This window comes from Hydrogenophaga atypica (genome assembly GCF_042665215.1).
In the GTDB taxonomy this organism is placed as follows: Bacteria; Pseudomonadota; Gammaproteobacteria; order Burkholderiales; family Burkholderiaceae_C; genus Hydrogenophaga; species Hydrogenophaga defluvii_A.
Map to the genome: position 1 here is coordinate 132,521 of NZ_JBHTCA010000003.1, position 26,222 is coordinate 158,742.

Annotated in this window: 26 protein-coding genes; 11 read left to right on the forward strand and 15 right to left on the reverse strand. The window is 66.9% G+C overall.

Annotated features, from left to right (window positions below; all coding sequences use genetic code 11):
* The first annotated feature begins 27 nt into the window (after positions 1-27).
* Positions 28-2,448 (forward strand): UvrD-helicase domain-containing protein, encoded by a 2,421-nt coding sequence (locus ACFQPB_RS05185; protein ID WP_382220325.1) that lies wholly within the window; start codon positions 28-30, stop codon positions 2,446-2,448.
* Positions 2,449-2,568: 120 nt separating this feature from the next.
* Here the strand turns inward: ACFQPB_RS05185 and ACFQPB_RS05190 are convergent, their stop codons facing one another.
* From ACFQPB_RS05190 to ACFQPB_RS05200, 3 genes are read right to left on the reverse strand one after another with little or no spacing between them, the layout of a single operon-like run.
* The gene (locus ACFQPB_RS05190; protein ID WP_382220327.1) at positions 2,569-3,327 is read right to left on the reverse strand and encodes a BPSS1780 family membrane protein; all 759 of its coding nucleotides are present in this window, start codon (positions 3,325-3,327) and stop codon (positions 2,569-2,571) included.
* Complete coding sequence (locus tag ACFQPB_RS05195; RefSeq protein ID WP_382220329.1) at positions 3,324-4,310, reverse strand: homoserine kinase; 987 nt, start codon at positions 4,308-4,310, stop codon at positions 3,324-3,326. The genes ACFQPB_RS05190 and ACFQPB_RS05195 overlap by 4 nt, the downstream gene beginning before the upstream one ends.
* 39 nt (positions 4,311-4,349) lie before the next feature.
* On the reverse strand, positions 4,350-4,655 hold the full coding sequence (locus ACFQPB_RS05200; protein WP_382204334.1) for a hypothetical protein: 306 nt from the start codon (positions 4,653-4,655) through the stop codon (positions 4,350-4,352).
* A gap of 51 nt (positions 4,656-4,706) precedes the next feature.
* Here ACFQPB_RS05200 and polA point away from each other — a divergent pair, with 51 nt between their 5' ends.
* A complete protein-coding gene (polA, locus tag ACFQPB_RS05205) occupies positions 4,707-7,505 on the forward strand; it encodes a DNA polymerase I (RefSeq protein WP_382220331.1) in 2,799 nt (932 codons plus the stop codon).
* Positions 7,506-7,553: 48 nt separating this feature from the next.
* Here polA and ACFQPB_RS05210 read toward each other — a convergent pair whose 3' ends face one another.
* Together ACFQPB_RS05210 and ACFQPB_RS05215 are read right to left on the reverse strand one after the other, a co-directional pair.
* Positions 7,554-7,838: a hypothetical protein gene (locus ACFQPB_RS05210; RefSeq protein ID WP_382204338.1), complete on the reverse strand. Its 285-nt coding sequence runs from the start codon at positions 7,836-7,838 to the stop codon at positions 7,554-7,556.
* 182 nt (positions 7,839-8,020) lie between these two features.
* Entirely contained in the window at positions 8,021-9,364 is a 1,344-nt protein-coding gene (locus tag ACFQPB_RS05215) for an amidohydrolase (RefSeq protein WP_382220333.1), read from the reverse strand.
* Positions 9,365-9,469: 105 nt separating this feature from the next.
* Here ACFQPB_RS05215 and ACFQPB_RS05220 point away from each other — a divergent pair, with 105 nt between their 5' ends.
* Positions 9,470-10,504, forward strand: a complete 1,035-nt coding sequence (locus tag ACFQPB_RS05220; protein ID WP_382220335.1) for a GlxA family transcriptional regulator — start codon at positions 9,470-9,472, stop codon at positions 10,502-10,504.
* A gap of 23 nt (positions 10,505-10,527) precedes the next feature.
* Here ACFQPB_RS05220 and arfB read toward each other — a convergent pair whose 3' ends face one another.
* Positions 10,528-10,941, reverse strand: coding sequence for an alternative ribosome rescue aminoacyl-tRNA hydrolase ArfB (gene arfB, locus ACFQPB_RS05225; RefSeq protein WP_382220336.1), 414 nt, complete (start codon positions 10,939-10,941; stop codon positions 10,528-10,530).
* Between the two features lie 42 nt (positions 10,942-10,983).
* Here arfB and ACFQPB_RS05230 point away from each other — a divergent pair, with 42 nt between their 5' ends.
* Positions 10,984-11,979: a formylglycine-generating enzyme family protein gene (locus ACFQPB_RS05230; protein ID WP_382220338.1), complete on the forward strand. Its 996-nt coding sequence runs from the start codon at positions 10,984-10,986 to the stop codon at positions 11,977-11,979.
* An 85-nt stretch (positions 11,980-12,064) separates the two neighbouring features.
* Here the strand turns inward: ACFQPB_RS05230 and ACFQPB_RS05235 are convergent, their stop codons facing one another.
* From ACFQPB_RS05235 to ylqF, 6 genes are all read right to left on the reverse strand, one after another.
* The gene (locus ACFQPB_RS05235; protein WP_382220339.1) at positions 12,065-13,630 is read right to left on the reverse strand and encodes an acyl-CoA carboxylase subunit beta; all 1,566 of its coding nucleotides are present in this window, start codon (positions 13,628-13,630) and stop codon (positions 12,065-12,067) included.
* Positions 13,627-14,634, reverse strand: coding sequence for a Bug family tripartite tricarboxylate transporter substrate binding protein (locus ACFQPB_RS05240; protein ID WP_382220341.1), 1,008 nt, complete (start codon positions 14,632-14,634; stop codon positions 13,627-13,629). The genes ACFQPB_RS05235 and ACFQPB_RS05240 overlap by 4 nt, the downstream gene beginning before the upstream one ends.
* Positions 14,635-14,644: 10 nt before the next feature.
* On the reverse strand, positions 14,645-15,871 hold the full coding sequence (locus tag ACFQPB_RS05245; protein ID WP_382220343.1) for a CaiB/BaiF CoA transferase family protein: 1,227 nt from the start codon (positions 15,869-15,871) through the stop codon (positions 14,645-14,647).
* Positions 15,868-16,623: a GntR family transcriptional regulator gene (locus tag ACFQPB_RS05250; RefSeq protein ID WP_382220344.1), complete on the reverse strand. Its 756-nt coding sequence runs from the start codon at positions 16,621-16,623 to the stop codon at positions 15,868-15,870. Before ACFQPB_RS05250 ends, ACFQPB_RS05245 begins: the two co-directional genes overlap by 4 nt.
* 4 nt (positions 16,624-16,627) lie before the next feature.
* On the reverse strand, positions 16,628-16,840 hold the full coding sequence (locus ACFQPB_RS05255) for a biotin/lipoyl-binding carrier protein (protein WP_382204353.1): 213 nt from the start codon (positions 16,838-16,840) through the stop codon (positions 16,628-16,630).
* A gap of 83 nt (positions 16,841-16,923) precedes the next feature.
* Positions 16,924-17,874, reverse strand: a complete 951-nt coding sequence (gene ylqF, locus ACFQPB_RS05260; RefSeq protein WP_382220346.1) for a ribosome biogenesis GTPase YlqF — start codon at positions 17,872-17,874, stop codon at positions 16,924-16,926.
* 112 nt (positions 17,875-17,986) lie between these two features.
* On the opposite strand from ylqF, the gene ACFQPB_RS05265 reads away from it, so the two are divergent.
* Positions 17,987-18,370, forward strand: a complete 384-nt coding sequence (locus ACFQPB_RS05265) for a VOC family protein (RefSeq protein ID WP_382220347.1) — start codon at positions 17,987-17,989, stop codon at positions 18,368-18,370.
* Positions 18,371-18,392: 22 nt separating this feature from the next.
* Here the strand turns inward: ACFQPB_RS05265 and gshA are convergent, their stop codons facing one another.
* Positions 18,393-19,943: a glutamate--cysteine ligase gene (gene gshA, locus ACFQPB_RS05270; protein ID WP_382220349.1), complete on the reverse strand. Its 1,551-nt coding sequence runs from the start codon at positions 19,941-19,943 to the stop codon at positions 18,393-18,395.
* A 157-nt stretch (positions 19,944-20,100) separates the two neighbouring features.
* Between gshA and ACFQPB_RS05275 the strand changes: the two genes are divergently transcribed.
* Positions 20,101-20,700 (forward strand): carboxymuconolactone decarboxylase family protein, encoded by a 600-nt coding sequence (locus ACFQPB_RS05275; protein ID WP_382220351.1) that lies wholly within the window; start codon positions 20,101-20,103, stop codon positions 20,698-20,700.
* 55 nt (positions 20,701-20,755) lie between these two features.
* Positions 20,756-21,025: a 2Fe-2S iron-sulfur cluster-binding protein gene (locus ACFQPB_RS05280; protein WP_382220934.1), complete on the forward strand. Its 270-nt coding sequence runs from the start codon at positions 20,756-20,758 to the stop codon at positions 21,023-21,025.
* On the opposite strand, the gene ACFQPB_RS05285 is transcribed toward ACFQPB_RS05280, so the two are convergent.
* Complete coding sequence (locus tag ACFQPB_RS05285; protein WP_382204360.1) at positions 21,022-21,909, reverse strand: dienelactone hydrolase family protein; 888 nt, start codon at positions 21,907-21,909, stop codon at positions 21,022-21,024. The two genes, ACFQPB_RS05280 and ACFQPB_RS05285, sit on opposite strands and share 4 nt — an antisense overlap.
* A gap of 123 nt (positions 21,910-22,032) precedes the next feature.
* Here ACFQPB_RS05285 and ACFQPB_RS05290 point away from each other — a divergent pair, with 123 nt between their 5' ends.
* On the forward strand, positions 22,033-22,578 hold the full coding sequence (locus ACFQPB_RS05290) for a DUF4399 domain-containing protein (RefSeq protein ID WP_382204362.1): 546 nt from the start codon (positions 22,033-22,035) through the stop codon (positions 22,576-22,578).
* A 99-nt stretch (positions 22,579-22,677) separates the two neighbouring features.
* On the opposite strand, the gene ACFQPB_RS05295 is transcribed toward ACFQPB_RS05290, so the two are convergent.
* Positions 22,678-23,664, reverse strand: a complete 987-nt coding sequence (locus ACFQPB_RS05295; RefSeq protein WP_382220353.1) for an NADPH:quinone oxidoreductase family protein — start codon at positions 23,662-23,664, stop codon at positions 22,678-22,680.
* Positions 23,665-23,765: 101 nt separating this feature from the next.
* Here ACFQPB_RS05295 and surE point away from each other — a divergent pair, with 101 nt between their 5' ends.
* The 3 genes from surE to ACFQPB_RS05310 are packed head-to-tail and all read left to right on the forward strand — an operon-like array spanning position 23,766 to position 26,214.
* Positions 23,766-24,542 (forward strand): 5'/3'-nucleotidase SurE, encoded by a 777-nt coding sequence (gene surE, locus ACFQPB_RS05300; RefSeq protein ID WP_382220354.1) that lies wholly within the window; start codon positions 23,766-23,768, stop codon positions 24,540-24,542.
* 1 nt (position 24,543) lies between these two features.
* Entirely contained in the window at positions 24,544-25,308 is a 765-nt protein-coding gene (locus ACFQPB_RS05305; RefSeq protein ID WP_382220356.1) for a protein-L-isoaspartate(D-aspartate) O-methyltransferase, read from the forward strand.
* 51 nt (positions 25,309-25,359) lie between these two features.
* On the forward strand, positions 25,360-26,214 hold the full coding sequence (locus ACFQPB_RS05310; RefSeq protein WP_382220358.1) for a peptidoglycan DD-metalloendopeptidase family protein: 855 nt from the start codon (positions 25,360-25,362) through the stop codon (positions 26,212-26,214).
* Positions 26,215-26,222: the final 8 nt, after the last annotated feature.

The window sequence follows — 26,222 nt, forward strand, 5'->3', positions numbered from 1 at the left end:
TGTCGCTGGGCTTCCTAAAATCGGGTCATGACTTTGCTCCATGACGCCGCCGAGACCACCTCGCCCCTGCTCCACCACCTCAACCCCGAGCAGCTCCAGGCGGTGACGCTGCCGGCCGAACACGCCCTCATCCTGGCCGGGGCCGGTTCGGGCAAAACCCGCGTGCTCACCACGCGCATCGCCTGGCTGCTGCAAACCGGGCAGGTGTCGCCGGGCGGCCTGCTGGCCGTGACCTTCACCAACAAGGCCGCCAAGGAAATGATGACCCGGCTGAGCGCCATGCTGCCGGTGAACGTACGGGGCATGTGGATCGGCACCTTCCACGGCCTGTGCAACCGCCTGCTGCGCGCCCACTGGAAAGCCGCCAACCTGCCACAAAGCTTTCAGATTCTGGACACGCAGGACCAGCTCAGCGCGGTCAAGCGTCTGTGCAAACAATTCGGTGTGGACGAGGACCGCTTTCCGCCCAAACAGCTGCAGTGGTTCATTGCCGGTTGCAAGGAAGACGGCCAGCGCCCGCGCGACGTGGTGGTGCGCGATGAGGAAACGCGCAAGAAGGTTGAGCTGTACCAGCTGTACGAAGAACAGTGCCAGCGCGAAGGGGTGGTGGATTTTGGCGAGCTGATGCTGCGCAGCTACGAGCTGCTGCGCGACAACGACCCGCTGCGCGAACACTACCAACGGCGCTTCCGCCACATCCTGGTGGACGAGTTCCAGGACACCAACCGCCTGCAGTACGCGTGGCTCAAACAGCTGGCCGGGCACGAGGAGAACGGCCGGTTCGTGAGCGGTGGCAACGCCGTGCTGGCGGTGGGCGACGACGATCAGAGCATCTACGCCTTTCGCGGCGCGCGCGTGGGCAACATGCGCGACTACGTGCGTGAGTTCAACGTCCAGCACCAGATCAAGCTGGAGGAAAACTACCGCAGCCACAGCAACATCCTCGACTCGGCCAACGCCCTCATCAGCCACAACAGCGAGCGCCTGGGCAAGAACCTGCGCACTTCGCAAGGGCCGGGCGAGCCGGTGCGTGTGATGGAAACCGCCACCGATTTCGAAGAGGCGCAGTGGCTGGTGGAAGAGATGCGCCAGCTCATCCGCAACGACGGCTATGAGCGCACCGAAATCGCTGTGCTTTACCGCAGCAATGCGCAGAGCCGGGTGATTGAAACTGCGCTGTTCAACGCGGGCGTGCCTTACCGCGTCTACGGCGGATTGCGTTTCTTTGAGCGCGCCGAAATCAAGCACGCGCTGGCCTACCTGCGCCTGTTGGAGAACCCGTTTGATGACACCAGCTTCATGCGCGTGGTCAATTTCCCGCCGCGTGGCATTGGCGGGCGCAGCGTGGAGATGCTGCAGGACGCGGCGCGGGCGGCGGGCGTGTCGCTGCACGCGGGTGTGGACAGGCTGGAAGGCGCGGCACGCACCAAGTTCAACGGTTTCATTGCCAAGATGGCGGTGTTGCGCGAAGCCACCGAAGGCAAGACGCTGCGCGAGATCGTGGAGCTGGTGCTGGACCACAGCGGCCTGATCGAACACTACCGCGCCGACCGCGACGGTGCCGACCGGGTGGAGAACCTGGAAGAACTGGTCAACGCCGCCGAGAGTTTTGTGACCCAGGAAGGCTTTGGCCGTGATGCTGTGGCCTTGCCGGTGGACGAAACCGGTGCGGTGCTCACCCAAAGCCCGGCCAGCCAGGGGCTCGATCCTTCGTTGCCTGAACTCACGGGTTTGCAGATCGACGGCATCACCCCGGATGGCGAAACGCTGAGCCCGCTGGCGGCCTTCCTCACGCACGCCGCGCTCGAATCGGGCGACAACCAGGCCCAGGCCGGCCAGGACGCGGTGCAGCTCATGACGGTGCACGCCGCCAAGGGCCTGGAGTTCGACGCGGTGTTCATCACCGGCATGGAGGAGGGCTTGTTCCCGCACGAGAACTCGCTGTCCGACCGTGCCGGGCTGGAGGAGGAGCGCCGCCTGATGTACGTGGCCATCACCCGCGCGCGCAAGCGCTTGTACCTGAGCCATTCACAAACGCGCATGCTGCACGGGCAGACGCGCTACCACCTCAAGAGCCGCTTCTTCGACGAACTGCCGGAGGAGAACCTCAAGTGGATCGCGCCACGCCCACCTGCCACCGGCAGCATGGCCGGATCACTCAAGGGTGCGCGCTGGGGCTGGAACGACCAGGCCTCACCGCGTGGCGCCTATGGCGGAGCGGGCGCGGTGGCACCTTGGGCCGAAGCGGCGGCCGCCCCCGTGCCACCCCGCAAGGACGACGGCAACGCGGTGCGCGCCGGCATGAAGGTCTTCCACAACAAGTTCGGCGAAGGCAAGGTGCTGACCGTGGAAGGCAGCGGCGCCGATGCGCGAGCCCAGATCAACTTCCCGCGCCACGGCACCAAGTGGCTGGCGCTGAGCGTGGCCAAGCTCACCCCCGTCGAGTGAACCACCAGGCAAACAGTCGGAGCGCGTGCCCCAACCCAGGACACCGCCGGGCCGGCTCTGCCGGACGGCTGGTGTCGCCCCCCTTGGGGGGTGACGCGCCCTTAGGCGCGGCGCGGGGGGTTACTCTGCGAAACTGTCGCGAAAGGTGAAGTAAAACGAGGTGAAAAACATGGCCGCCATCAACAGCGCGGCCGGGTACAGCACGACCTGCATGACCGCACCGCCCATCAGCCCGGCGATCAGGCTCACCACCACGCCACCGAGCACAAACACGCCCAACCAGCCCAGCAGGTAGACCAGCATGGCCCACTTGTTTTGCCAGCAGGCCATGAAGCTGAAGAACAGGCTTTTGATGGGCGACACGCCGTGCCAATGCACCAGCGCGGGCGCGTGCCAGAACAACAACGCCAGCGGCAGGTACAGCGTCATGCCCACCAGCATCGCGGTCTGGAAGTCGTCGCTCTGGATGGTTTCGGCGGTGACATTGCCGCCGCCCAGGTACATCTGGGCAAACTGGCCTCCGTCGAACAAAGCCGAGATGCCCATCACCAGCAAAAAACCGGCTGCGTAATAAGCGCCCAGCTGCAACATGGCGGTCAGGCGCTCCTTGCCGGCCCGGAAGGCGCTGGCCAGCACCGTGGGCATGGGAAATTTGCCCGCCGAGGCTTCACGCGCAGCGGCCATCAGGCCCAGGGTGGCGGCCGGCAGCAGGGCCAGGGCGAGGGCGGTGCCAATGAGTGGCAGCACCGAAATCACCGACACCACCGCCATGAAGAGAAAAAACAGGCCCGACATGGCCAGCGGTTGGCGCCAGAACGTCTTGATGCCTTCGCGCACCCACAGCAGGCCGGTGCGGGCGCTCACAGGATGCAGTTTCATGCGGCGACGGGCTCCAGGGCAACAACGGGCACCGGCCGTTCGACCCGCTCGCGCAGCACACGCTCAAAGTGGGTGGGATCGTGTGGCTTGAGCATGCTGGCTTCGCGCGGCAGGTGGAAGTCCCACAGACGCGACACCCAGAAGCGCAGGGCACCCGCGCGCAACATGGCGGGCAGCAGTTGGCGCTCGGCCGCTTCCAGCGGACGCACGCTCTGGTACGCGGCCACAAAAGCCTGGGCACGTTCGCCATCGTGGGCGCCGGTGGGCAGGTCGATGCACCAGTCGTTGAGGCAGACCGCCAAGTCAAACAGCCAGGTGTCCACGCCTGCGAAGTAGAAGTCGAAAAAGCCGCTGAGCTGGCCGTTGTCGAACATCACGTTGTCGCGGAACAGGTCGGCGTGCACCGGGCCTCGCGGCAGGGCGGCGTAGGCGGCGCTGGCGGCCACGTGGTTTTGGTAGGCCAGTTCGTTGCGCAGCAACTGGGCTTGTTCGGCGTCCATGTAAGGCAGCACCACGGGCACGGTTTCGTTCCACCAGGGCAGGCCGCGCAGGTTGGGCTGGTGGCGCGGGTAGTCGCGCCCAGCCAGGTGCATGCGCGCCAACATGGCACCCACTTGGGCGCAGTGGTCGGTGGTGGGGGCCAGCTCGCTGTGGCCGCTCAGGCGGTTGACCAGCGCGGCGGGTTTGCCCTTCACCTTGAGCAGGATCTCGCCCTGGGGTGTAGCCACCGGGTTCGGCACCGGGATGCCGTGTGCCGCCAGGTGTTGCATCAGGTGCAGGTAAAAGGGCAGTTGCTCGAAGCTCAGGCGCTCGAACAAGGTGAGCACGTGCCGACGCTGCGTGCCGCCCTGCGCGGACGTGAGGAAGTAGTTGGTGTTCTCTATGCCGCCGCTGATGCCTTTGAGTTCCACCAGTTCACCCAATTCCAGGGTCGTGAGCAGGGCGGTGGCATCAAGGGGGGTGACTTCGGTGAAGACGGCCATGGCGCGGGGCTCGTGGTCGGTTGAATCGCGCGGGCGCGATCAGAAGTTGAACATTCGCCAGCTGGTCTTGCCACCGCTGCCGGTGCGCTGGCCGCCCGAGGCGGGCGCCTCGTTGGCGCTGGGCGGCGTCACCTGGTAGGCGGGCACGTCGGTCTGGGTGGTGACGTCGATGCGGCGGGTTTCGCCGCCCACGCGCAATTCGTCGATCTGGCTGCCCGCATCCTTGTGCTGGATGCGCTCGGTGCGCTGCTCCACCACCTTGGGCGGCGTGGCGGTTTGGGCGAAGGCGGCGCTGCCCAGGCTGAGCAGCAGGAGGGTGGGGGCGAGGCAGGAAATTCGGCGCATGCCGGATTGTAGGTCGCGGGGCCGCCCGGCGATTGCCGCGACAATGGTGCGATGAACGAGAACAAGCCCACCCTGGTCCTGATCGACGGCTCCAGCTACCTCTACCGCGCCTTTTTTGCCGGTGGTGAAACCATGTCCACCACCCTGCCCGACGGCACGGTGCAGAAGACCGGCGCCATCCGCATCCTGATCAACATGGTGCAGGCGCTGCGCAAGCAGTACCCGGCGAACTACATCGCCTGTGTGTTCGATGCCAAGGGGCCGACCTTCCGCGACGCCATTTACCCCGAATACAAGGCCCACCGCGACCCCATGCCGGACGACCTGCGCAGCCAGATCGCGCCCATCCACGAGGTGGTGCGGCACCTGGGCTGGACGGTGCTGGACGTGCCCGGTGTGGAGGCCGACGACGTGATCGGCACGCTGGCCGTGACGGCGGCGCGCCAGGGCGTGGAGGTGATCATCTCCAGCGGTGACAAGGACCTGGCCCAGCTCGTCAACGAACACATCACCATCATCGACACCATGTCGGGCAAGACGCGCGATCTGGCCGGTGTGGAAGCCGAATTCGGCGTGCCGGCGCACCTGATGCTGGACTACCAGACCCTGGTGGGCGACGCCGTGGACAACGTGCCCGGTGTGCCCAAGGTGGGGCCCAAGACGGCGGTGAAGCTGCTCAAGGAGTACGGTTCGCTGCAGGGCGTGGTGGACAACGCGGCGAACATCAAGGGCGTGGTGGGCGAGAACCTGCGCAACACCTTGGGCTGGCTGCCCACCGGCCGCCAGCTGCTGACCATCAAGACCGATTGCGACCTGAGCGGTTGGGTGGACGGTCTGCCGGCGCTGGATGCGCTGGTCGGGCGGCCGGGCGACGTCGGGCCGCTGCGCGAGTTCTACCTGAAGTACGGCTTCAAGGGGTTGGCCAAGGCCTTGGGCGAGGGGGACGCGGCCCCCGCCCCGGCTTCGTCGCCCCGGGCATCGTCCGCCACCCCCGGCCTGTTCGATGAACCCGCCGAGGCGGCATCCGCGCCCGCCAAGCCAGCCAGCCAGCTGGCGTACGACACCGTCCTGACCTGGGACGCCTTCGACGCCTGGCTGGCCAAGCTGCAGGCCGCCGATCTGGTGGCACTGGACACCGAGACGACTTCGCTCGACGAGATGGTGGCCGAGATCGTGGGCATCTCCTTCAGCGTGGCGCCCGGTTCGGCCGCCTATGTTCCGCTCACGCACCGCTACCCCGACGCGCCCGAGCAACTGCCGCGCGACGAGGTGCTGGCGCGGCTCAAGCCCTGGCTGGAAAACCCACAGGCCAAGAAGCTCGGCCAACACATCAAGTACGACCGCCATGTGTTTGCCAACCACGGCATCGAGGTGCGGGGCTACGCACACGACACCATGCTGCAGAGCTACGTGCTCGAGGCCCACATGCCCCATGGACTGGAGAGCCTGGCGCAGCGCCACCTGGGCCGCAGCGGCATCAGCTACGAGGACCTGTGTGGCAAGGGCGCCAACCAGATCACTTTTGACCAGGTGGACATCGCGCGCGCGGCGGAATACTCGTGCGAGGACTCTGACCAGACCCTGGACGTGCACCTGGCGCTGTGGCCCCAGATCGAGGCCATTGAGAAGCTGCGCTTCATCTACGAACTCGAAATCGCCAGCAGCGAGACCCTCTACCGCGTCGAGCGCAACGGCGTGCTGATCGATGCGCCCACGCTGGCGAAGCAGAGCCACGAGCTGGGCCAGCGCATCCTGCAGTTGGAGGCCGAGGCCTACGAGATCGCCGGCCAGCCCTTCAACCTGGCCAGCCCCAAGCAGCTGGGCGAGATCTTCTTCGACAAGCTGGGCATGCCGGTGGTGAAAAAGACGGCCACCGGCGCCCGCAGCACCGACGAGGAGGTGCTGGAAAAACTCGCGGCGGACTACCCGCTGCCGGCCAAGCTGCTGGAGCACCGCAGCCTCTCCAAGCTCAAGGGCACCTACACCGACAAGCTGGCCCAACTCGCGCTGCCACGCACCGGCCGCGTGCACACGCATTACGCGCAGGCGGTGGCCGTGACCGGGCGCCTGTCCAGCAACGACCCCAACCTGCAGAACATCCCCATCCGCACGCCCGAGGGCCGGCGCGTGCGCGAGGCCTTTGTCGCCGCGCCTGGCCATGTGATCGCCAGCGCCGACTACAGCCAGATCGAGCTGCGCATCATGGCCCACATCAGCAACGACGCGGCCCTGCTCAAGGCCTTCCACGACGGCCTGGACGTGCACCGCGCCACTGCCGCCGAGGTGTTTGGTGTACCGCTTGATCAGGTCAGCAGCGAACAGCGCCGCTACGCCAAGGTCATCAACTTCGGCCTGATCTACGGCATGAGCGCCTTTGGCCTGGCGCGCAATCTGGGCATAGACAACACGGCCGCCAAAAACTACATCACGCGCTACTTCGAGCGCTACCCAGGGGTGAAGGTGTACATGGAGTCCACGCGCGAGACGGCGAAACAGCAGGGTTACGTGGAGACCGTTTTTGGCCGACGCCTACAGCTTGCTGGCATCCAGACGGCCAAGGGCGCGCAGCTTGCCGGCCTGGAGCGCGCCGCCATCAACGCCCCCATGCAGGGCACGGCGGCCGATCTCATCAAGATGAGCATGAACGCGGTGCAGGCGGTGCTGGATGCCGAGAAACCGGCCATCAAGATGGTCATGCAGGTGCACGACGAACTGGTGTTCGAGGTGCCCGAGGGCGATGTGGACTGGCTCAAGGCCGAGGTGCCGCGCCTGATGGCCGGTGTGGCCCAGCTGCGCGTGCCGCTGCTGGCCGAGGTGGGGGTGGGCGCCAACTGGGATCAGGCCCACTGATGTGTGGGCGCGTGCCCTGTGGTTCAGGGCGCTGGTGGCGCAGCGGGGTCAGAAGCTGAAGGCGTCCACGGGCGGGGCGGCAATGGCCAGTCGCGCGGTTTGAACCTCGTACCAGTCGGGCTTCAAGACCAGGGCTTGCAGGTGGCCGTTCACCGAATCGGCGCCCCTAAGCCAAATCCGGTAGAGGCCGTCAAAGCTGGTGTCGCACAGATTGACCTGTTTGTGGGCCTGGGCGATCCAGGCCGATTGCGCCAGCGATTCGGCGTCTTTTTTTACCGCTTGAACCCATTGCCAGACGGCGGCTTCGCCTGCGGGTGTCAGTTTGACAAACATCTTGTTGTTCTGGGGCGTGGCACACAGAACACCCGGCAGACGCAACCCGTTGCGCCCCGTATCCCATGCAAGCAGCCCACTCGCCTCCCTGGCTGCCCATTCTAGGTTTCATCTAATCGCCTGTGAAGCATTCGGCCACGCACACGCGGGCGAGGCGTGGCGGAATGCTCAGTGTGCCGGGCTCACTTGGTGCGCTGCAGGAAGTCCACCGCCAGCGCGGCCAGGCTGCGCGCGCCCACCGGCAGCTGGTCCTCGTCGATGTCGAACTGCGGTGAGTGGTTGGGCGGCGCCTTGGTGAAGTCCTTGCCCTTGGGCGGCGCGCCCAGGAAGTAGAAGAAGCCGGGCACCACTTTCTGGAACTCCGAGAAATCCTCGGAGCCGCTGACCTTGGGGATCACCATGGCTTTGCCGCCCATGGCGAGCTTGAGTGCGGGCAGCGAGGCTTCGGTGAGTGCCGCCGGGTTGGTGGTCACGGGGTAGGCCACCGGGCCAAACCGCACCTTGGCCTTGGCGCCGCTGGCGGCCGCAATCGACTCTGCGGTCGTGGTGATGCGCTTGAGGGCATCCTGGCGCATGTCTTCGTCGAAGGTGCGCAGCGTGCCCATCATCTCGACGTTGTCGGGAATGATGTTGTAGCGGGTTCCCCCCTGGATCTGGCCGATGGTGATGACGGCGGGCTCCTTGCTGATGTTGAGCTGGCGGCTCACCACCGTCTGCAGGCCCAGCACCACCTGGCTGGCGGCCACGATGGGGTCCACCGCCGACCAGGGCGATGAGCCGTGGCCGCCCTTGCCCTCCACATGGATGTGGATGTTGTCTGACCCCGCCATCAGCGGGCCGCTGCGGTAGCCCGCCATGCCACTGGGCAGGTTGGCGGTGATGTGCAGGCCGTAGATGGCCTGAACGTCTATCAGCACGCCGGCCTCCACCATGGCTTTGGCGCCAAAGCTGGGCACCTTGCCGTTGGCTTCGGGCTCCACCGGCGCACCTTCTTCGGCCGGCTGGAAGATGAACTTCACCGTGCCCGGCAACGTGGCTTTCATGCCGGCCAGTGCCTCCGCCGCGCCCATGAGCATGGCCACGTGGGCGTCGTGTCCACACGAATGGGTGACGGGTACCTCCTTGCCCAGGTAGGTGGACTTGGCTTTGGAGGCGAACGGCAGGCCGGTGTTTTCGGGCATGGGCAGGGCGTCCATGTCGGCGCGCAGCGCCACCACCTTGCCGGGCAGGCCGCCCTTGAGCGTGCCCACCACGCCGGTGCCACCCACGCCGGTTTGCACCTCCATGCCCAGGCGGCGCAGGTGCTCGGCCACCAACTGGGCGGTCCGCACTTCCTGGCCCGATAGCTCGGGGTGTTCATGGATGTCGCGGCGCCAGGCCACGATCTTGGGGGCGAGTGCCTGGATGGCGGTGTCCAGCTTGTGCAGGCCGGCGGCGTCCAGGGTTTGGGCATGGGCACCGGGCAGGGCGCACAGGGTCGCCGCCAACAGGCTGGCAGCGGGCAGGGGTTTCAGTGAAGCAAACATGGGCAGGCAGGGGTTGGGGTGGAACACCCGGCCATGCTAGGGGTGCGTGGGTTTCAAAGAAAAGGCAAAATCGCCAACAAACAAGCTGAAATCGCCATCACCACCATGCCGCCACCTCGCCTGTTGGGGATCGACTTTCCGGTGTTACCTACCACCGCCATGGGCCATGTGTTGCACGCGATCGAATTGCTGCGTGCCGCCAACCTGATCGCGCGGCTGCGTGTGGGGCGCACCGCGCCACGTTTGGGTTGGCGTTTGTGTGATGCACAGGGACAGCCGATGCCCGTGACGCATGGCCCCTGCCAGCCCATGTTGAGCGAAGGGGTGTTCGAGGGCCCGCCACAGGCACAGTGGGTGCTCAGCCAACACACCGCCGACGTGCCCACGTTGCGCCAGACCGTGGCGCGGCACGGCCCGCTGCGTCGGCATCTGGCGGTGGCCATTGACCAAGGCCAGCGGGTGTTGACCCTGGGCAACGGTGCCTGGTGGGCGGCAGGCAGCGGGCGTTTGAGCGGACACCGTGTGGCTTTGCCCTGGTACTGGGCGGCGGCTTTTCACCGCGATCACCCCGACGTGGTGATCGCCGCAGGCACCGAGGTGTGTGTGGACGGGCCGTGGTTCAGCGCCGCCTTGCCCCAGGACACGGGCGAGCTGGTGTTGGCCCTGGTGGCGCAGTGCTGGGACCACGACTTGCATGCCGCGTTGGCCTCCGTGTTGCGGCCCGATGCCGCGCGCCAGAAGGCGGCGCAGGAGGCTTTGCAGGCCCAGCCCCTGCCCACCACCCGCGACAGCGCGCTGGCGCGTGCCATTGAACACCTGGAAAAACAGGTGGACCAGCCTTACGCCTTGGCCGCCGTCGCGCGTGCAGCGGCGGTGAGCCCACGCACCCTGCTGCGTCACTTTCAGGAGGCACTGGGCCATTCGCCGCTGGACCACCTGCTCCGCCTGCGCTGCGAGCGCGCGCGCCTGCTGCTGGAGATCACGCTGGAGGGCATCCCGGCGATCGCGCAGGCCTGCGGTTACGCCGACCCGGCCGCGTTTCGCCGCATCTTCACCCGCCATGTGGGCCTCACGCCCCAGGCCTATCGCGAGCGCCACACGCTGCGCGCGCCCCGCCAACGTTGGCGGGTGCCGGTGTGAGGCACGCCATGTGCCGTGTGCACTCAGTCGTTTTCGCGCGGCCGTCCGCGCTGGCGTTTGATCTGCCCACGTGCCGCCTTGTGCAACAGCCGGCGTTGTTTGGACGCGTGGGTGGGTCGGGTGGCGTGGCGGGTGGGCGCCTCGTACAGCGCGCCCTCGATCAGCGTGTGCAGCCGGTGCAGGGCTTCGGCGCGGTTGCGGCCCTGGCTGCGGTGGGTCTGGGCCTTGATCACGACCACACCCGCGTCGTTGATGCGCTGGTCCGCGCAGGCCAGCAGCTTGGCCTTGACCTCACCGGGCAACGACGAGGCGCGGATGTCGAAGCGCAGGTGCACCGCGCTGGACACCTTGTTCACGTTCTGCCCGCCCGCACCTTGCGCGCGCACAGCGGTGAATTCGATTTCGTCTTCTCGCAGGCTGAAGTGGGGAGGGCTCATGCTGCGGCATGATAGGCGCTCAGATGGTCGAGGAGACTGACGATGCGATCTCTGGTGTGGGCCGGCCTGTGCGTGTGGATGGGGTCGGCGGTGGCCGGCGAAGTGGGTGGGCCGCCCACTGTTTGGGTCAACAGCCTGGGCATGCGCTTTGTGTGGGTGCCTGCGGGTGCGTTCCAGATGGGCCACGCCGAGCCCGCCGAACGCTGGCAACGCGATTACCCGTCCTACCCGTCCGAGCGGTTTGGCCTGCTGGGCGACGAGGCACCGGTGCACCGTGTGCGCATCACACGCGATTTTTGGCTTGGCCAACACGAGGTCACGGTGGGGCAGTTTCGGCGTTTTCTGGAGCGATCGGGCCATGTGCCCGAGTCCGTGCGCGACGGCACCGGCGGCTACGGCCACAACCCGGCCTACGACCCCGCCACCACGGCCCGTGGCGACGCGTTCGAGGGCCGCGATCCGCGCTATGCCTGGAGCCACCCAGGCTTTGCCCAGACCGACGAGCACCCAGTGCTCAACGTCACCTGGAACGATGCTGTGGCCCTCGCCGCCTGGCTCAGCCGCACCGAGGGCCGGCGCTACCGCCTGCCCACCGAGGCCGAGTGGGAATACGCTTGCCGCGCCGGCAGCAGCACCCGATACCCCAACGGCGACGACCCGCAGCGCTTGCTTGAGATCGCCAACACCTTTGATGCCGATGCCGCTGTGCACTGGCCGCGCTGGTCCGGTTTTGCCCTGCGCGGCAGCGACGGTTTTCCCTTCACCGCGCCGGTGGGCCGCTTCGCACCCAACGCCTGGGGTCTGCACGACATGCTGGGCAACGCCTGGGAGTGGGTGTCGGATTGGCACGCCGACGATTACTACGCCCAAGCGCCCACCAACGATCCGCAAGGGCCGGCGACCGGCGACGTGCGCGTGCGCCGGGGCGGCTCGTGGCACACCTGGAGCCTGTACGCACGCTGTGCTTACCGCAACTGGAACGCTCCCAGCACGCGCTACACCCTGGTGGGCATGCGGCTGCTGCTGGAGGTGGATTGATTCGCCGCCGGGCCGCCCCAAGGCGAATCCGCCCCCTTGGGGGCAGCGACCCGCAGGGCGGCGGAGCGTGGGGGTTAGCAGCCTGTCAACCGGCGATCCGACCCGAGGTTTGCACCAACGCCCACGCATCCTCCACCCAATCGCACAGGATGGCGCGGGTCTCGCGTGGGTCGATGATGTCCATGATCCCGAACTTCTCTGCCGTGCGGAAGGGTGAGGTCATGTTCAGGTAGAAGGCCTCCAGTTCGGCACGTTTGGCCGCTGGGTCGGGCGCGCTCTCGATCTCTGCCTTGTGTGCGGCCATCACCCCGCCTTCGATAGGGATGGAGCCCCAGCGGGCCGACGGCCAGGCGTAGCGCAGGTTGAGCGCTTCGCCGTACTTGGGGCCGTGCAGGGCGCCGGCCATGCCGAAGCAACGCCGCATGAGGATGGACACCCAGGGGGAGGCGCAGTCGTGCAGGGCCTCACCCACGCGGGTGGCGCCCAGCAAGGTGCCGGCCACCTCGGCTTCCAGGCCGGTCTGGTTGCCCGGCTGGTCCACAAAGTTGACCACCGGCAGACCGAACTGGCTGCACAACTTCACATGCCGCTCCATCTTGTAGGCGGCTTGCAGCGTCATGGCGCCGCCCTGCACCTTGGGGTCGTTGGCGATCACGCCCACCGGCACACCGTTCAGTCGGGCCAGCGCGGTGATGACCGAGCCACCTTGGTAGCGGCCTATCTCGAACACCGAGCCCTGGTCCATCACGCTGGCCAGGATCTTGCGCGGGTCGTAGATCTTGCGCCGGTCGCGTGGGATGGCGTTCTTGAGCCAGTCGTCGGCCCGTTGCGGGTCGTCGCTGGGTGGGGTGACGGGGGCCAGGTGGAACACGCTGCGCGGCAGGTAGCTCAGAAACCGTTGCACCTGGGCCAGCGCATCGGCTTCGTCTTCGGCCTCGTTGTGCACCAGCGCGCTCTTGCGGTGCACCATGTGGCCACCGAGGTCGTTCTTGTCCACGTCCTGTGCGTAGGCTTGGCGCACCACGTGGGGGCCGGCGGCCATCACCTGCGCCTGCTCGCGCACCATCACCGAGAAGTGCGACGACAACACCTTGATCGCGCCCTGACCCGCGCAGGCACCCAAGGCCACGCCCACCACGGGCACGGTCTTGAGCAGCTCGTTCGCAGGCCAGCTCGGGTACTCGGGGATCTTGGTGCCGCCGATTTGCATGAGCAGCTTCACGCTGCCCCCGGCCGAATCGACCAGGCGGATCAGTGGCAGGTGCAACTGGTGCGCCAAACGCTCGATGTAAATCCACTTGTCGGCGATGGTGGCCTCGGACGAGCCGGCGCGGATGGTGAAGTCGTCGGCGTGCAGCGCCACCTTGCGCCCCTGGATGCGGCCGGTGCCGACGATGGCATTGGTCGGGTCCAGCCGCTCAAACTGGCCTTCGCGGCTGTAGTGGCCCTTGCCGGCCAGCGCGCCCACCTCGCGAAAGCTGCCCGCGTCGATCAACTGGGCGATGCGCTCGCGCGCGTTCATGCGACCGCTGGCCTTGAACTTGGCCAGGGCCTCGGGGCCGCCCATGGCCAGCGCATGGGCGCGGCGTTGCTGCAGCTCGGCGAGTTCGGTGGCCCACTCACCCTCGGGCACCAAGTTGGGCTGGCTCATGGTGTGCCCATGCCAAGCGACGCCACCAACGCGCGCGACCCGTTCAGTTCAGCCTCCAGGTAGCGGTGCGAATCGACGTAGCCTTTGAACACCGGGCGGTTGCCCGACTTCTCCACCATGGCGCGCCACTCGGGTGATTGCGACACTTGGCGCAGCGCGTTTTCCCAGTAGCGGATTTGCTCCGCGTCCACACCACCCGGCAACAGCACGCCGTTGTAGCTGGCGTAGTCGGTAGCGATGCCCAGCTCGCGCCAGGTGGGCACCTCGGTCAGCGGGCCGCTGCCGCGTTGCGCGGCGCAGCTGACCAGCATGCGCACCTTGCTGGCTTGCGCCAGTGGCACCACGGTGGGGCCGGTGGCGGCCACGAGGTCCACATGGCCACCCAGCAATGCGGCCATCGAGTCCGCCGAGGAACGGAAAGGCACGACGGTGAGTTTGGCCACGTCCACGCCGGCCAGCTTGAGTGGCTTGGCCAGGGCCAGGTGCAGGTTGAGCCCGCGTGCCGGCGCCACCGCCAGCTTGAGGCTGGCCGGGTCGCGCTTGAGCGCTTGCAGCACGTCTTGGGCGGTTTTGAGTGGTGAATCGGCGCCCACGGCGAACAGTGTGGTTTCCTCCACCAGCATGGCCACCGGCACAAATTCGCGCAGGTCGGCCTTGAGCATGCCGCTGGCCTGCCCGGCCACGGCGCCGGTGTGGAAGGTGGAGAGGTGGTGTGCGTTGCCCCGGTTGCGCTGCAGTTGCTGCAAGGCCAGCAGGCCGGCGGCACCGGGTTTGTTCTCGGCGATCACGGTTTGCCCGTTCACCAGCTTGAGGCTGTCCAGCGCCTGTTTGATGCCACGCGCGTACAGGTCCACCGAACCGCCGGGCGCCACGCCAATCACGTAGTTGATGTTCTGGCTGGGCAACCAGCCAGTGGCGGCCTGGCCCATAGCGGGCAGGCCGCCGAGCAGGCTGGCGCCGGCCAGCAGGCACTGGCGGCGGGTGGGGTTGTGCATGGGGGTCATGGGTGTCTCCTCAGGTTGTGCTGGGCACCTTGACGGCACCGCTCTGGATCAAGGCCTGCTGGCGTGCTTCGCTCAGCTGGAGTTCATCGCTCAGGATGTCGGCACCGTCGGCCCCCAGGTCGGGGCCGCTGCGGTGCACCGCACCCGGCGTGCCCGACAGGCGTGGCACCACACCCATCTGGGTGGTGTGGCCCAGCGTGGGGTGGGGCACCTGTTGCAGCATGTGGCGGGCCGCAAAGTGGGGGTCGGCGTAGATGTCGGCAATGGTGTAGACGCGGGAGGTCGGCACCTCGGCCGCGCGCAGCATGTGCTCCAGCGTGTTGCCGTCGAAGCCGCGTGTCCAGTCGGCAATGATCTGATCGATGGCCTTCATGTTCTCCGGCCGGCCGCGCGCCTGTATGGTCTCGAACCGCGGGTCGGTCAACAGCTCGGGCATTTGCATCAAGGCCACCAGACGGCGCCAGGTGGGTTGGCTGTTGGCTGCGATCAGCACGAAGCCGCCGTCGGCCGTGGGGTAGGAGCTGTTGGGCGCCATCGAGGGCAGGTTGGAGCCCTCGCGCTGCGGCACCACGCCCAGCTTGTCGTGTGCGGGCACGATGGGCTCCATCTGGGTGAAGGCCGCCTCGTACAAGGCCACGTCCACCACCTGGCCCTTGCCGGTGGCCTGGCGCGCGTGGATGGCGGCCATGGCGCCGAAGGCGGCGTACACCGACGACAGGTAATCGGTGGTGGCCAGGGCCACGCGGGCCGGTGGGCGATCGGGGTCGCCGGTCATGTGGCGCACGCCGCCCACGGCCTCGCAGATGGCGCCGTAGCCGGGGCGTTCGCTGTAAGGGCCGTCTTGCCCGTAGCCGCTGATGCGCACCATCACCAGGCCGGGGTTGCGAGCCGACATCGCCTCATAGCCCAGGCCCAGCCGCTCCATCACGCCCGGGCGGTTGTTCTCCACCACGATGTCGGCGCGGGCGATCAGCTCGGCCGCCAGCTCGCGGCCTTCGGCGGTCTTGAGGTCGAGCGCGATGGAGCGCTTGTTGCGCAGGATGGAGGCGGCGTAGAGCGACACGTCGCCCAGGTGCTGGCCCATCTGGCGCACGGGGTCGCCTTCGGGCGGTTCGATTTTGATCACGTCGGCGCCAAAGTCGGCCAGCAGGCGGGTGCAGGCCGGGCCGGCGATGGTGGAGCAGATCTCGATGACCTTGAGGTCTTGCAGCGGGCCGCTGCGCGTGTTGGCATTCATGGCCGGCTCCGGGGTGCGCTGGCGGCCAGCAGGCGCACGGCCTCGGCGGCGGATTCATCGATGCGCTGGCGGGTGAGGGACACCAGGCGTTCCACGTCGCCGGTTTCCAGCGCTTCGGTGGCTTGTGCCCACAAGACGGCCGAGCGCTGGCGGCGTTCGATGGATGCCAAACCCAGCTTGCTGTAACGCAAGGTTTGCAGCGACAAGGCGGTCAGCATGCGTTGCAGACGGCGGTTGCCGGTCATGCGCGCGCACAAAATGAGCAGGCGGTAAGTGGTTTCGGCGTAGGCGTCGCCGGCCTCGGGGTGGGGCGCCAGGGTTTGCAGGCGCGCCACACCGGCACGCAGCATGGGCAGCAGTTCCGGGTGCTGCGAAGCGGCCAGCTTGCGCACCACCACCTCAAACAGCCCGGCGCGGATGTCCAGCAGCTCGCTCAGCTCGGTCGCGGACAGCTCGGTGACGATGGCGCCGCGCCGCGCCAGGATGGTGACCAGACCCTCGCGCTCCAGGATGCGCAGGGCTTCACGGATGGGGCCGCGGCTGACGCTGAATTCGTCCGCCAGCTCCTGCTCGCCAATCCTTTCGCCGGGCGCCATCTGACCGCCCAGGATGCGGTCGCCCAGGCGGGCGGCGATCTGCTCGGGCACGGTGAGGGTGGGGATGTCCTGGTCGGCGAACAGCCGGAAGGCCACCGCGCCTTCCCAGGTGCTGAACAGGTCGTCTTGCAGGGCAGCCAGGTCTTTGGGGTGCATGGCTTCAGTCCAGACGCACCAGCCATTGGCCGTCGGCCACGGCATCACCCTCGGCCACCAGCAGCTCGGTCACGGTGCCGCTGCTGGGGCTTTCCACCGGGATTTCCATCTTCATCGATTCGACGATCAGCAGCGTGTCACCCGCCTGCACCGATTGGCCCACCGCCACTTCCAGCTTCCAGACGCTGCCGCTGACTTCGGACAGAATTTTTTTCATGTTGTGTTCCTTTTGTGAATCATCAGATTGTTAACAATCTGAGACCAAAAATCACCCGGGTTTTCCCGGGTGGTTTGGCTGACTCAGCGGTCGGTCGGCGCCGGGGCGCGTGGCGCGCGGCCCTTGCGGGCGGCTTCCTTGGCGGCCTTGTCCGCCGCCCTTTGGGCTTCTGCGGCGTCGGCGGCGGTTTTCCACGCCATGAATGCCTCAGGCGTTTCCAGCGTCACACGGCCCAGCTGACCGCCACGGAACTCGGTCAGCACGATTTCGGCGGCCTTTTGCAGGTCCACCCGGCCTTTGCCTTGCAGGCAACCGCGCCGCGCGCCGATGGCCGAGAGCAGGGCCTCATCGTTGCCCACGTCCAGGCTGGGCAGCTTGTAGCGGGCGATGAGGCCGGCGGCGTATTGCTCGCGCAGGTAGCCCAGCAGGGCCATGGCCACGTCGCGTTCGTCGTAGGCGTTGCGGCCCACGGCGCCACTGGCGGCCAGGCGGTAACCGCTCTCGGGCACGGTGATCTTGGGCCACAACATGCCCGGCGTATCAAACAGGTAGAAGTCGTCCGCCAGCACCACGCGCTGTTCGCGCCGGGTGATGCCGGCTTCGTCACCCGTGTGGGCGGCGCGTTTTTTCACCAGGCTGTTGATGAGGGTGGACTTGCCCACGTTGGGGATGCCACAGATCAGCACCCGCATGGGCTTGACCATGCCACCGCGCTCGGGGTCCAGTTCGAAGCAGGCCTTGATCAGCTTCTGGGCAGGCGCGATTTCACTCGCGTCCAACAGCACCGCTCGGGTTTGAGGCTGCGCGTTGTAGTGGGCCAGCCAGAGGGTGTTGCGCTCGGGGTCGGCCAGGTCTTGTTTGTTCAGCACCTTGAGCGTGGGCTTGGCGCCGATGAGCGAGGCCAGCAGCGGGTTGGCGCTGGAGCCCGGCAGGCGCGCGTCCAGCAGCTCAATCACCACATCGGTGTCGTCCAGGCGCTCGGTGATGGCCTTGCGCGTGAGGTGCATGTGGCCGGGAAACCACTGGATGGACATGGGGGATGGTCTCGCTCAAAGTTTGTCAAAGTCGGCATTGTGCCGGGGCGCCGGGCTTGTGGTGCCTGTTGGTGCTGCCTACACTGTCCGCTTTCAAACTGGGGGCGCCAAGATGCAGGCACAACACAACGCGGTCGGTTGGTTTGAACTCTACGTGGACGACATGGCGCGCGCCAAAGCTTTTTACCAGGCCGTCTTTCAGCGCGACATGCTGGATCTGCCCGCTATGGGTGAGGACATGGCGATGTGCGCGTTCCAGTGGCTGGACAATGCCCCTGGCGCGGCAGGGGCGCTGGTCAAAAGTCCCCACATGCAGCCCGGTGGGGGTGGCACCATGGTGTATTTTTCCTGCGCTGACTGCGCGGTGGAAGCCGGCCGGGTGACCCAGAACGGCGGGGAGGTGTTGCAGCCCAAGTTCGCCATCGGCGAGTATGGTTTTGCCGCCGTTGTGCGCGACCCCGACGGCAACACCATCGGCCTGCACTCGATGCAGTGAACCTGATGCGGCGGCCACCCGCTCAGGCGGCCTGGGTTCTGGGCTTACCCAGGCGCTCGGCCGAGGTGTAGCGCTGCAGGTAGATGTCAAACGGTAGGCTGTCACTGGCCTCGATCTTTTTTTGCGCTTCGACCGATGCCGCCGCCATGGCCTGGAAGCGGGCCTGTTGGGTATCGCTCCAAGGGAGCGCCAGCAGGTGGTCTTGCGTGAGGTGCGAACGCTCGCGCACAAACGACACGAAGGCGTTGTTGTGTTCGCCGGTGATGGCCTGCAACACCCGGGCCGAGGGCAGCTCGTCTGGCCGGGCCAGTTTGTGCCGGGCATCGTCCACGGCGCGGCTGTAGGCGTCGGTGCCGTGGGCGGCGTCCAGCGCCTGGGCAATGGGCACACATTGCGCCACGATCTCCGCACCCCAGGCCGTCAGCGCCACCTCCTCACCGTGGCGGCGCAGCGTCAGGCCCGGCTCGCGCCCGCGCGCGGCGGTCAGGTGCTGGTTGTGCTTGAGCTCGTCGATTTCTAGCGGCGTGTCGGGCGGGCTGTCGGTTTGCAGACAGTGCAACAGGAACACGTCCAAAAATCGCAGCGTCTGGGCGTTGATACCCACAGGCTCGAACGGGTCCAGGTCCATCAAGCGCACTTCCACGTACTCCACGCCACGCTCGCGCAGCGCGTGCAGCGGGCGTTCGCCGGGATAAATCACCCGCTTGGGGCGGATGGTGCCGTAGAACTCGTTTTCGATCTGCAACAGCGTGGTGGCCAGCTGGTTGTAGTCGCCGCCGGGGTTGCGTATGCCGACCTGTTCGTAGGCCGGGTAGGGGCGGGTCAGGGCGTCGTGCAGTGAGGCGGCGTAGCCCTCCAGGCTGTTGTAGCTCACCGCCAACGTGGCTTGTGCGTCGCTCTGGTAGCCCAGGCGGCCCATGCGCAGCGAGGTGCCGTGGGGCATGTACATGCTGCCTTCGCCCAGTGGCAGCAGCTCGTGCTGGCGGCCTTCGACGAAGGTTTTGCACAGGGCGGGCGACGCGCCGAACAGCGTCAGCAGCAAAAAAGCGTGGCGGCGGAAGTTGCGGATCAGGCCGAAATAGCCCTCGCTGTCCACCCCAGGCAGCGACCAGTTGTAGTGGATGCCCGAGATGGTCTGCATGCGCCGGCCATAGCGGTGGCCGAGGCCCATGCGGTAGACGCTTTTGGCGCGGCCGACATTGGAAGAACCATAGCGCCCCAGCGGAATGGTCTCATCGGTGGGCAGGCCACAGGGCATGCTGGACACCCACAACATCTCGTCGCCCAGCTCGCGCATGGCGCGGTAGGTGAACTGGTGGATCTCGGTCAGTTCGGCCAGGCAGGCGTCCACCCCGGCGTGCACGCCGGTGATCAGTTCCAGCTGGGATTCGCTGTAGTCGGTGGTGATGTGCGGATGGGTGAGGGCGGAACCCAGCGCTGCGGGGTGCGGTGTGAGCGCCAAAGCGCCACTGGGCAAGGCGCGCAGGCTTTCTTTTTCGATGCCACGGCGAATGCCGCGCAGCGTGTCGGCCGACAGTGTGGCCCGTCCATCCATCCCGCCTGTCGTGTTCATAGGCTTTTGTACAAATTCTTTTGAAGGGCAGGGAACATACCACGAGCCGTGGCCGGCTGTCGGCGTCGGCCGGCGAGACGGACGTGCCCATGCGGGCATCGCGGTGCCGGCAGGCGAAAATGGTTTTTTTGTGCTGATTTGCACCACCGGAGGCCCCATGTCCCGCTTGACACCCTTGCCCGCCGACCACTCGCCGGAGTTGGCGGACCACTTCAATTTTTTCCTGGGCACGTTGGGCTTTACCCCCAACAGCGTGTTGACCATGCAGCGCAAGCCAGGCCTGGTGCGGGCGTTTGCACAGTTGAACGCGGCCGTCATGGACCCGTCCGGCGAGGTGGACCTGGGCCTGCGCCGCCTGATCGGGCACGTGGCGAGCAAGGCCAGCGGCTGCCTCTACTGCCAGGCGCACACGCTCTTGGGCGCGTCCAACTTTGGTGTCCCTGCCGACAAACTGGCCGCCGTGTGGCACCACGCGCACAGCCCGCTGTTCAGCCCAGCCGAACGGGTGGCGCTGGATTTCGCGCTGGCCGCTGCCAGCCAGCCCAACGCCGTCACGGACGAACTGTTTGAGGCCCTGCGCGCGCACTGGAGCGAGGCCCAGATTGTGGAGATCCTGGGTGTGGTCGCCATGTTCGGGTTTCTCAACCGCTGGAACGACAGCATGGCCACGCCGCTGGAGGCGGTGCCCGCTGCAGTGGCGCAGCGGGCGGCGGACACAGCCGGCCAAGCGTGGTCGGCAGGCAAACACGAACGCTGAAGCTTTGACCACCCCCGTCGTGCGTCCCGTTGCGTCGGGCGAACCACCACACCGCTTGCGGGTGTGCTTGTGGCCGGGTGAACCCGAAGTGGAGGTGCCGGTGCCGCCCGGCCAGACCCTGCTGCTGGCCATGCTGGCGCAGGGGGTGGCGTGGCCCCGGTCTTGCCGCAATGGCACCTGCCGCACCTGCCTGGGGCGGCTGGCCGAAGGCAGCGTGCGCCACACCGTGGACTGGCCCGGCCTCAGCGCGGAGGAAAAGGCCGAGGGCTGCATCCTGCCCTGTGTGGCCGTGCCACTGAGCGACGTGACGCTGCTGCCGCCCTAGCTCAGGTGGGTCTTGAAAAAGTCCAACGTGCGGCCCCAGGCGAGTTGTGCGGCCGCCGCGTCAAAACGGGGGGTGGTGTCGTTGTTGAAGCCGTGCTGTGTGCCGGGGTAGGTGTGCGCGGTGTAGCGCACGTTGGCGGCTTTCAGCTCTTTTTCGTAGGCTGGCCAGGCGGCGTTGATACGTTCGTCCACCGCGGCAAAGTGGATCAGCAGCGGCGACTTGACCCAGGCCGCGTCCTCGGCCGGTGGGTGGTTGCCGTAGAAGGGCACGGCCGCCGCCAGGTCGGGCACTTGGGTGGACAGCATGTGGGCGATGCCCCCGCCGTAACAAAAACCCACCACGCCCACCTTGCCGCTGCTCTCGGGCCGGGCTTTGAGCACGCTGTATGCAGCCAGGAAGTCCTCGCGGCACTTGGCCTGGTCGAGCTGCGCAAACAGCGCGCGCGCCTTGTCTTCGTCGCCGGGGTAGCCGCCCAGGGGCGTGAGCATGTCGGGCGCAAAGGCGAGGTAGCCGTCCAGCGCCATGCGGCGGGTGATGTCTTCGATGTGGGGATTCAGGCCCCGGTTTTCGTGCACCACCAACACGCTGGGCAATTTGCCGCCGGCGCTGGCCGGGCGCGCCAGATAAGCCTTGACCGTGCCGTGCCCCTTGGGTGAGGCGTAGTCGATGCGGCTGGTCACCAGGCGCGCGTCGTCCGGCTTGACCACTTGCGCTTCAGCGAACTTGGGGCTGAGCGCCGCGAGCAAACCCGCCGCTGTGAGGCCGCCCACCGCAAACTTGCGCGCGCGGTCCAGAAAGGTGCGGCGGTCGATGTCGCCATGGACATAGGCGTCAAACAGGATCAGCAGTTCCTGGTCGAAATCGGCGGCGGTTTGTTGTGGCATGGGTGTCTCCGTGGCGGTGAAGCGGCCAATTTAGGGGCAGCGTGTGGTGCTTGCCAAGTGCCGTGGCTTTACTTGGGCAGGGCCGGGGGTTACTCTGGTGCCCCACCCCACCGGAGATATCTCATGCGCCCGTTCACTTTCACCCTGTGTGTGTTGCCGTTTGTGCTGGGCGGCTGCGCCGGACACCATGAACACCACCGCCAGATGATGGGCGCTGGTATGGGGGGTGGCATGGGCGGACATGCCGGCCACGCCGTCGCAACCCCCCCGGCCCGCACCGACTCCAGCCTGGCCATGCTGCCCTCGGGCTACAAGAAGGTGGTCGCGCCGGCCGGTTCCAGGGTGTATTTCATCGACCTCAAGAACGGCGACACGGTGGCCAGCCCGCTGACGGTTCATTTTGGGCTGCAAGGTATGGGCGTGGCCCCAGCCGGCATGGAAAAAGAGGGCACCGGCCACCACCACCTGCTGGTGGATGTGGATGCCTTTGATGTGAACGCCCCCTTGCCAGCCGATGCGCGACACCGCCACTTTGGCGCCGGGCAAACCGAGGTGTCACTCACACTCACGCCAGGCACCCACACGCTGCAACTGGTGCTGGCCGATCAGAACCACATTCCCCACCACCCGCCGGTGATGAGCGAACGCATCACCGTGACGGTGAAGTGAGCAGCGCAGCGCCGACCGCCGCGCCGGGCCGCCCCGAGCAAGGACGCACGCCTTCTGGGGGCTGCGACCCATGGCAGCGGTGGCGCGTGGGGGCCAGGCTCAGTTGACCAACACCAGTTTGCCCTTGACGGAGCGCGAGCCCATCACCGCGTAGGCTGTCTTGAGCTCGCTCATGGGCAGGGTGCGGTCGATCACCGGTTTGACCTTGCCCGTGGCATACCACTGCGCCAGGGTGGCCATGTCGGCCGCGTTGGCCTTGGGTTCGCGTCTGGCGTAGTCGCCCCAGAACACGCCCACGATGGACGCGCCTTTGAGCAGCGCCAGATTGAGCGGCAAGCTGGGAATGGGGCCGCTGGCAAAACCCACCACCAGGTAGCGCCCGCGCCAGGCGATGGAGCGGAAGGCCGGCTCGGCGAAGTCGCCGCCCACGGGGTCGTAAATCACGTCGGGCCCTTTGCCGCCGGTCTGGCGCTTGATCTCGTCGCGCAGGCCGCCGGTCGGGGTGTGCACGCTGTAATTGATGACCTCGGCGGCACCTTCGGCTTTGCACAACGCGCACTTCTCCTCGGTGGAGGCGGCGGCGATCACACGCGCGCCTGCCGCTTTCGCGATCTGGATGGCCGCCGTGCCCACACCGCCGGCCGCGCCCAGGATGAGCACCGTTTCACCCGCCTTCAGCGCAGCCCGATCGATCAGTGCGTGGTAGGACGTGGCGTAGATCATGATGAAGGCCGCCGCGTCCACATGGCCAAAACCGTCGGGCAGCGGAAAACACAGGGCGGCGGGTGCCAGTGTGTGGGTGCCAAAGCCACCGGTGCCGCTGAGGCAGGCCACGTTCTGGCCCACTTTCAGGTGTGTGACACCTTCGCCCACCGCTTCGACCACCCCCGCGTACTCAGACCCCGGCACAAAAGGCAGCGGGGGCTTCATCTGGTACTTGTTCTGCACGATGAGCAGATCGGGGAAGTTCAGGCTGGCGGCCTTGATGGCGATGCGCACCTGACCGGCCTGGGGTTCCGGCGTGGGCAGCTCTTTCCAGGTCAGGGCGTCCACGCCCACGGGGTTTTCGCAAAGCCAGGCTTGCATGCTCGTCTCCGGTGGTGTCACACAAAACGGGCATCATAGGCACGCGGTTTCTGCTTGGGCAGCGCCGCTTGTCTCTGGTGCGACGCATAGAATTCCTGACAATGAAAATCCTCCTGTCCAACGACGACGGTTACCAGGCGCCCGGCATCGTCGCCCTCTACGAGGCCTTGTTGCCACTGGGTGAGGTTGAGGTGGTGGCGCCCGAGCACAACAACAGCGCCAAATCCAATGCCCTCACGCTGCATTCGCCGCTCTATGTGCACCGTGCTTCCAACGGCTTTCGTTATGTCAACGGCACGCCGGCCGACTGTGTGCACATCGCACTGACCGGCCTGCTGGGCTACAAGCCCGACCTGGTGGTATCTGGCATCAACAACGGCGCCAACATGGGCGACGACACCATTTATTCGGGCACCGTGGGCGCGGCCATGGAGGGTTTTCTGTTTGGCATTCCCGCGGTGGCTTTTTCGCAGACGGAGAAGGGCTGGAAACACCTGGACACCGCTGCCGCCAAAGCGCATGAGCTGGTGAAACACCTGATCGCCTCGTTGCCGCCCAGCGGCACGGCGCACGCCGACCCCTGGCTGCTCAACGTCAACATGCCCTGTGTGCCGGCCGATCAGATGAAGGGCTTCAAGGTCGCTCGACTGGGCCGGCGCCACGCGGCTGAGCCCGTCATCACCCAGACCAGCCCACGCGGTGAAACCATGTACTGGATTGGTGGTGCCGGTGCCGCCAAGGACGATGCCGAGGGCACCGATTTTCATGCCACTGCGCAGGGCTACGCCACCATCACGCCGCTGCATGTGGATCTGACCGACCACCAGCGCCTGCCGTACTGGGTGCAGACTGCGGCGGCCTTGTCGCACCTGCGCTGAGATGAACGCGCCCAAACCCCGGCCTGGATTCCCCGCGCGCCTGCCGTTGGGGCCCGCAGCGCCCACGCCAGCGCGCGTCAGGCCCTTGGCACCACCCGGACCGCCCGCCAGCAGCGGTGTGGGCCTGGATTCGCACGCGGTACGCCAAGCCATGGTTCGCAAACTCAGTGCCCAGGGCATTGGCCACCCACAGGTGCTGGCCGCCATGGGCACGGTGGAGCGGCACCGCTTTGTGGATTCGGCGCTGGTCAACCAGGCCTACGAAGACACCAGCCTGCCCATCGGGCTGGGCCAGACCATTTCCAAACCCAACGTGGTGGCCCGCATGCTGGAGTTGCTGTGCCATGGCCGCAGCCTGCCCCTGGGGCGGGTGTTGGAAGTGGGCACGGGTTGTGGCTACCAGGCCGCCGTGATGAGCCTGCTGGCCAAAGAGGTCTACAGCATCGAGCGCCTGCGCGGCCTGCATGACAAGGCGCGAGAGAACCTGCGCCCGTTGCGCCTGCCCAACCTGCACCTGTTGCTGGGCGATGGCATGTTGGGATTTGCCGCCGGGGCGCCTTACGCCGGCATCGTGGCGGCGGCCGGTGGGGAGGCCATTCCCGGCGCATGGACCGACCAGCTGGCGGTGGGCGGGCGTTTGGTGGCGCCTGCCGCCTTGCAGCCTGGGCGGCAGCACCTCGTGGTGATCGACAAGACACTTAACGGTCTGCAACAAACTGTGCTCGAGCCGGTGCACTTCGTGCCCCTAAAATCCGGGGTTGTTTGACCACCGCCGCGCCGCCCCAGGGCGACCCGTGGCACAGGCGAGGAAATTTGCATGAAAACAGGAACAACGCGGCTTGCGCTGCTGGCCGCGGCGCTGGTGTTGGCGGGTTGCACCACACAGCGGCTGGGCCAGAAGGCGCCGGTGGTGGACCGCAGCACCACACGCGCACCGGCCGCCGCCGACAGTGGCACCACTGGCAGCGCTGGCGTGGCGCCCGCTTTGCCCGGTGCTGAAAACGCGGGCAAACCCGGCTATTTCACCGTGCGCCCGGGCGATACGCTGATCCGCATCGGCTTGGAAACGGGCCAGAACTGGCGCGACATCCAGGCTTGGAACCAACTGGCCAACCCCAACCTCATCGAGGTCGGGCAGGTGTTGCGGGTTGCGCCTCCCGGCGTTGATCCCTCGCAGCCGGCCGCCGCGCCGGTGAGTTCGGGCACGGTGGCGGCACGTCCCTTGCCAGCCCCTGGCACCAGCGCACCGCCAGCGACCAGCCCCGCGGCTCCGGCCACCGTGCCCGCCGCAGCAGCGTCTGCGGATGCGGTGGCTTTCGTCTGGCCGGTGGCTGGCTCCGTGATCGAGACCTTCGATGAAGTCAAGAACAAGGGCGTTGACATTGCGGGCAAGCTCGGCGAGCCCGTGCTGGCCGCCGCCGATGGCCGCGTGGTGTACGCCGGTGCCGGCCTGCGTGGCTACGGCAACCTCATCATCCTCAAACACAACAACACCTACCTCACCGCCTACGCCCACAACCAGAGTTTGCTGGTGCGCGAAGACCAGGCGGTCAAGCAGGGCCAGAAGATCGCCGAGATGGGCAGCAGCGACGCCGACCGTGTGAAGCTGCACTTTGAAGTGCGCCGCCAGGGCAAGCCGGTCGATCCGCTCAAATACCTGCCGGGGCGTTGAGGGCCCCA

What these genes read in the sequence shown, in the direction of transcription:
- ACFQPB_RS05185 (WP_382220325.1), top strand. Translation starts at nt 28, where the DNA reads ATGACTTTGCTCCATGACGCCGCCGAGACCACCTCGCCCCTGCTCCAC.
- ACFQPB_RS05305 (WP_382220356.1), top strand. Translation starts at nt 24,544, where the DNA reads ATGAACGCGCCCAAACCCCGGCCTGGATTCCCCGCGCGCCTGCCGTTG.
- ACFQPB_RS05250 (WP_382220344.1), bottom strand. Translation starts at nt 16,623, where the DNA reads ATGCACCCCAAAGACCTGGCTGCCCTGCAAGACGACCTGTTCAGCACC.
- ACFQPB_RS05220 (WP_382220335.1), top strand. Translation starts at nt 9,470, where the DNA reads ATGCCGCCACCTCGCCTGTTGGGGATCGACTTTCCGGTGTTACCTACC.
- ACFQPB_RS05245 (WP_382220343.1), bottom strand. Translation starts at nt 15,871, where the DNA reads ATGAATGCCAACACGCGCAGCGGCCCGCTGCAAGACCTCAAGGTCATC.
- ACFQPB_RS05310 (WP_382220358.1), top strand. Translation starts at nt 25,360, where the DNA reads ATGAAAACAGGAACAACGCGGCTTGCGCTGCTGGCCGCGGCGCTGGTG.
- ylqF (WP_382220346.1), bottom strand. Translation starts at nt 17,874, where the DNA reads ATGTCCATCCAGTGGTTTCCCGGCCACATGCACCTCACGCGCAAGGCC.
- surE (WP_382220354.1), top strand. Translation starts at nt 23,766, where the DNA reads ATGAAAATCCTCCTGTCCAACGACGACGGTTACCAGGCGCCCGGCATC.
- ACFQPB_RS05210 (WP_382204338.1), bottom strand. Translation starts at nt 7,838, where the DNA reads ATGTTTGTCAAACTGACACCCGCAGGCGAAGCCGCCGTCTGGCAATGG.
- ACFQPB_RS05290 (WP_382204362.1), top strand. Translation starts at nt 22,033, where the DNA reads ATGCGCCCGTTCACTTTCACCCTGTGTGTGTTGCCGTTTGTGCTGGGC.
- ACFQPB_RS05255 (WP_382204353.1), bottom strand. Translation starts at nt 16,840, where the DNA reads ATGAAAAAAATTCTGTCCGAAGTCAGCGGCAGCGTCTGGAAGCTGGAA.
- ACFQPB_RS05240 (WP_382220341.1), bottom strand. Translation starts at nt 14,634, where the DNA reads ATGACCCCCATGCACAACCCCACCCGCCGCCAGTGCCTGCTGGCCGGC.
- ACFQPB_RS05200 (WP_382204334.1), bottom strand. Translation starts at nt 4,655, where the DNA reads ATGCGCCGAATTTCCTGCCTCGCCCCCACCCTCCTGCTGCTCAGCCTG.
- gshA (WP_382220349.1), bottom strand. Translation starts at nt 19,943, where the DNA reads ATGAACACGACAGGCGGGATGGATGGACGGGCCACACTGTCGGCCGAC.
- arfB (WP_382220336.1), bottom strand. Translation starts at nt 10,941, where the DNA reads ATGAGCCCTCCCCACTTCAGCCTGCGAGAAGACGAAATCGAATTCACC.
- ACFQPB_RS05235 (WP_382220339.1), bottom strand. Translation starts at nt 13,630, where the DNA reads ATGAGCCAGCCCAACTTGGTGCCCGAGGGTGAGTGGGCCACCGAACTC.
- ACFQPB_RS05265 (WP_382220347.1), top strand. Translation starts at nt 17,987, where the DNA reads ATGCAGGCACAACACAACGCGGTCGGTTGGTTTGAACTCTACGTGGAC.
- ACFQPB_RS05190 (WP_382220327.1), bottom strand. Translation starts at nt 3,327, where the DNA reads ATGAAACTGCATCCTGTGAGCGCCCGCACCGGCCTGCTGTGGGTGCGC.
- ACFQPB_RS05215 (WP_382220333.1), bottom strand. Translation starts at nt 9,364, where the DNA reads ATGTTTGCTTCACTGAAACCCCTGCCCGCTGCCAGCCTGTTGGCGGCG.
- ACFQPB_RS05275 (WP_382220351.1), top strand. Translation starts at nt 20,101, where the DNA reads ATGTCCCGCTTGACACCCTTGCCCGCCGACCACTCGCCGGAGTTGGCG.
- ACFQPB_RS05285 (WP_382204360.1), bottom strand. Translation starts at nt 21,909, where the DNA reads ATGCCACAACAAACCGCCGCCGATTTCGACCAGGAACTGCTGATCCTG.
- ACFQPB_RS05230 (WP_382220338.1), top strand. Translation starts at nt 10,984, where the DNA reads ATGCGATCTCTGGTGTGGGCCGGCCTGTGCGTGTGGATGGGGTCGGCG.
- ACFQPB_RS05195 (WP_382220329.1), bottom strand. Translation starts at nt 4,310, where the DNA reads ATGGCCGTCTTCACCGAAGTCACCCCCCTTGATGCCACCGCCCTGCTC.
- ACFQPB_RS05295 (WP_382220353.1), bottom strand. Translation starts at nt 23,664, where the DNA reads ATGCAAGCCTGGCTTTGCGAAAACCCCGTGGGCGTGGACGCCCTGACC.
- polA (WP_382220331.1), top strand. Translation starts at nt 4,707, where the DNA reads ATGAACGAGAACAAGCCCACCCTGGTCCTGATCGACGGCTCCAGCTAC.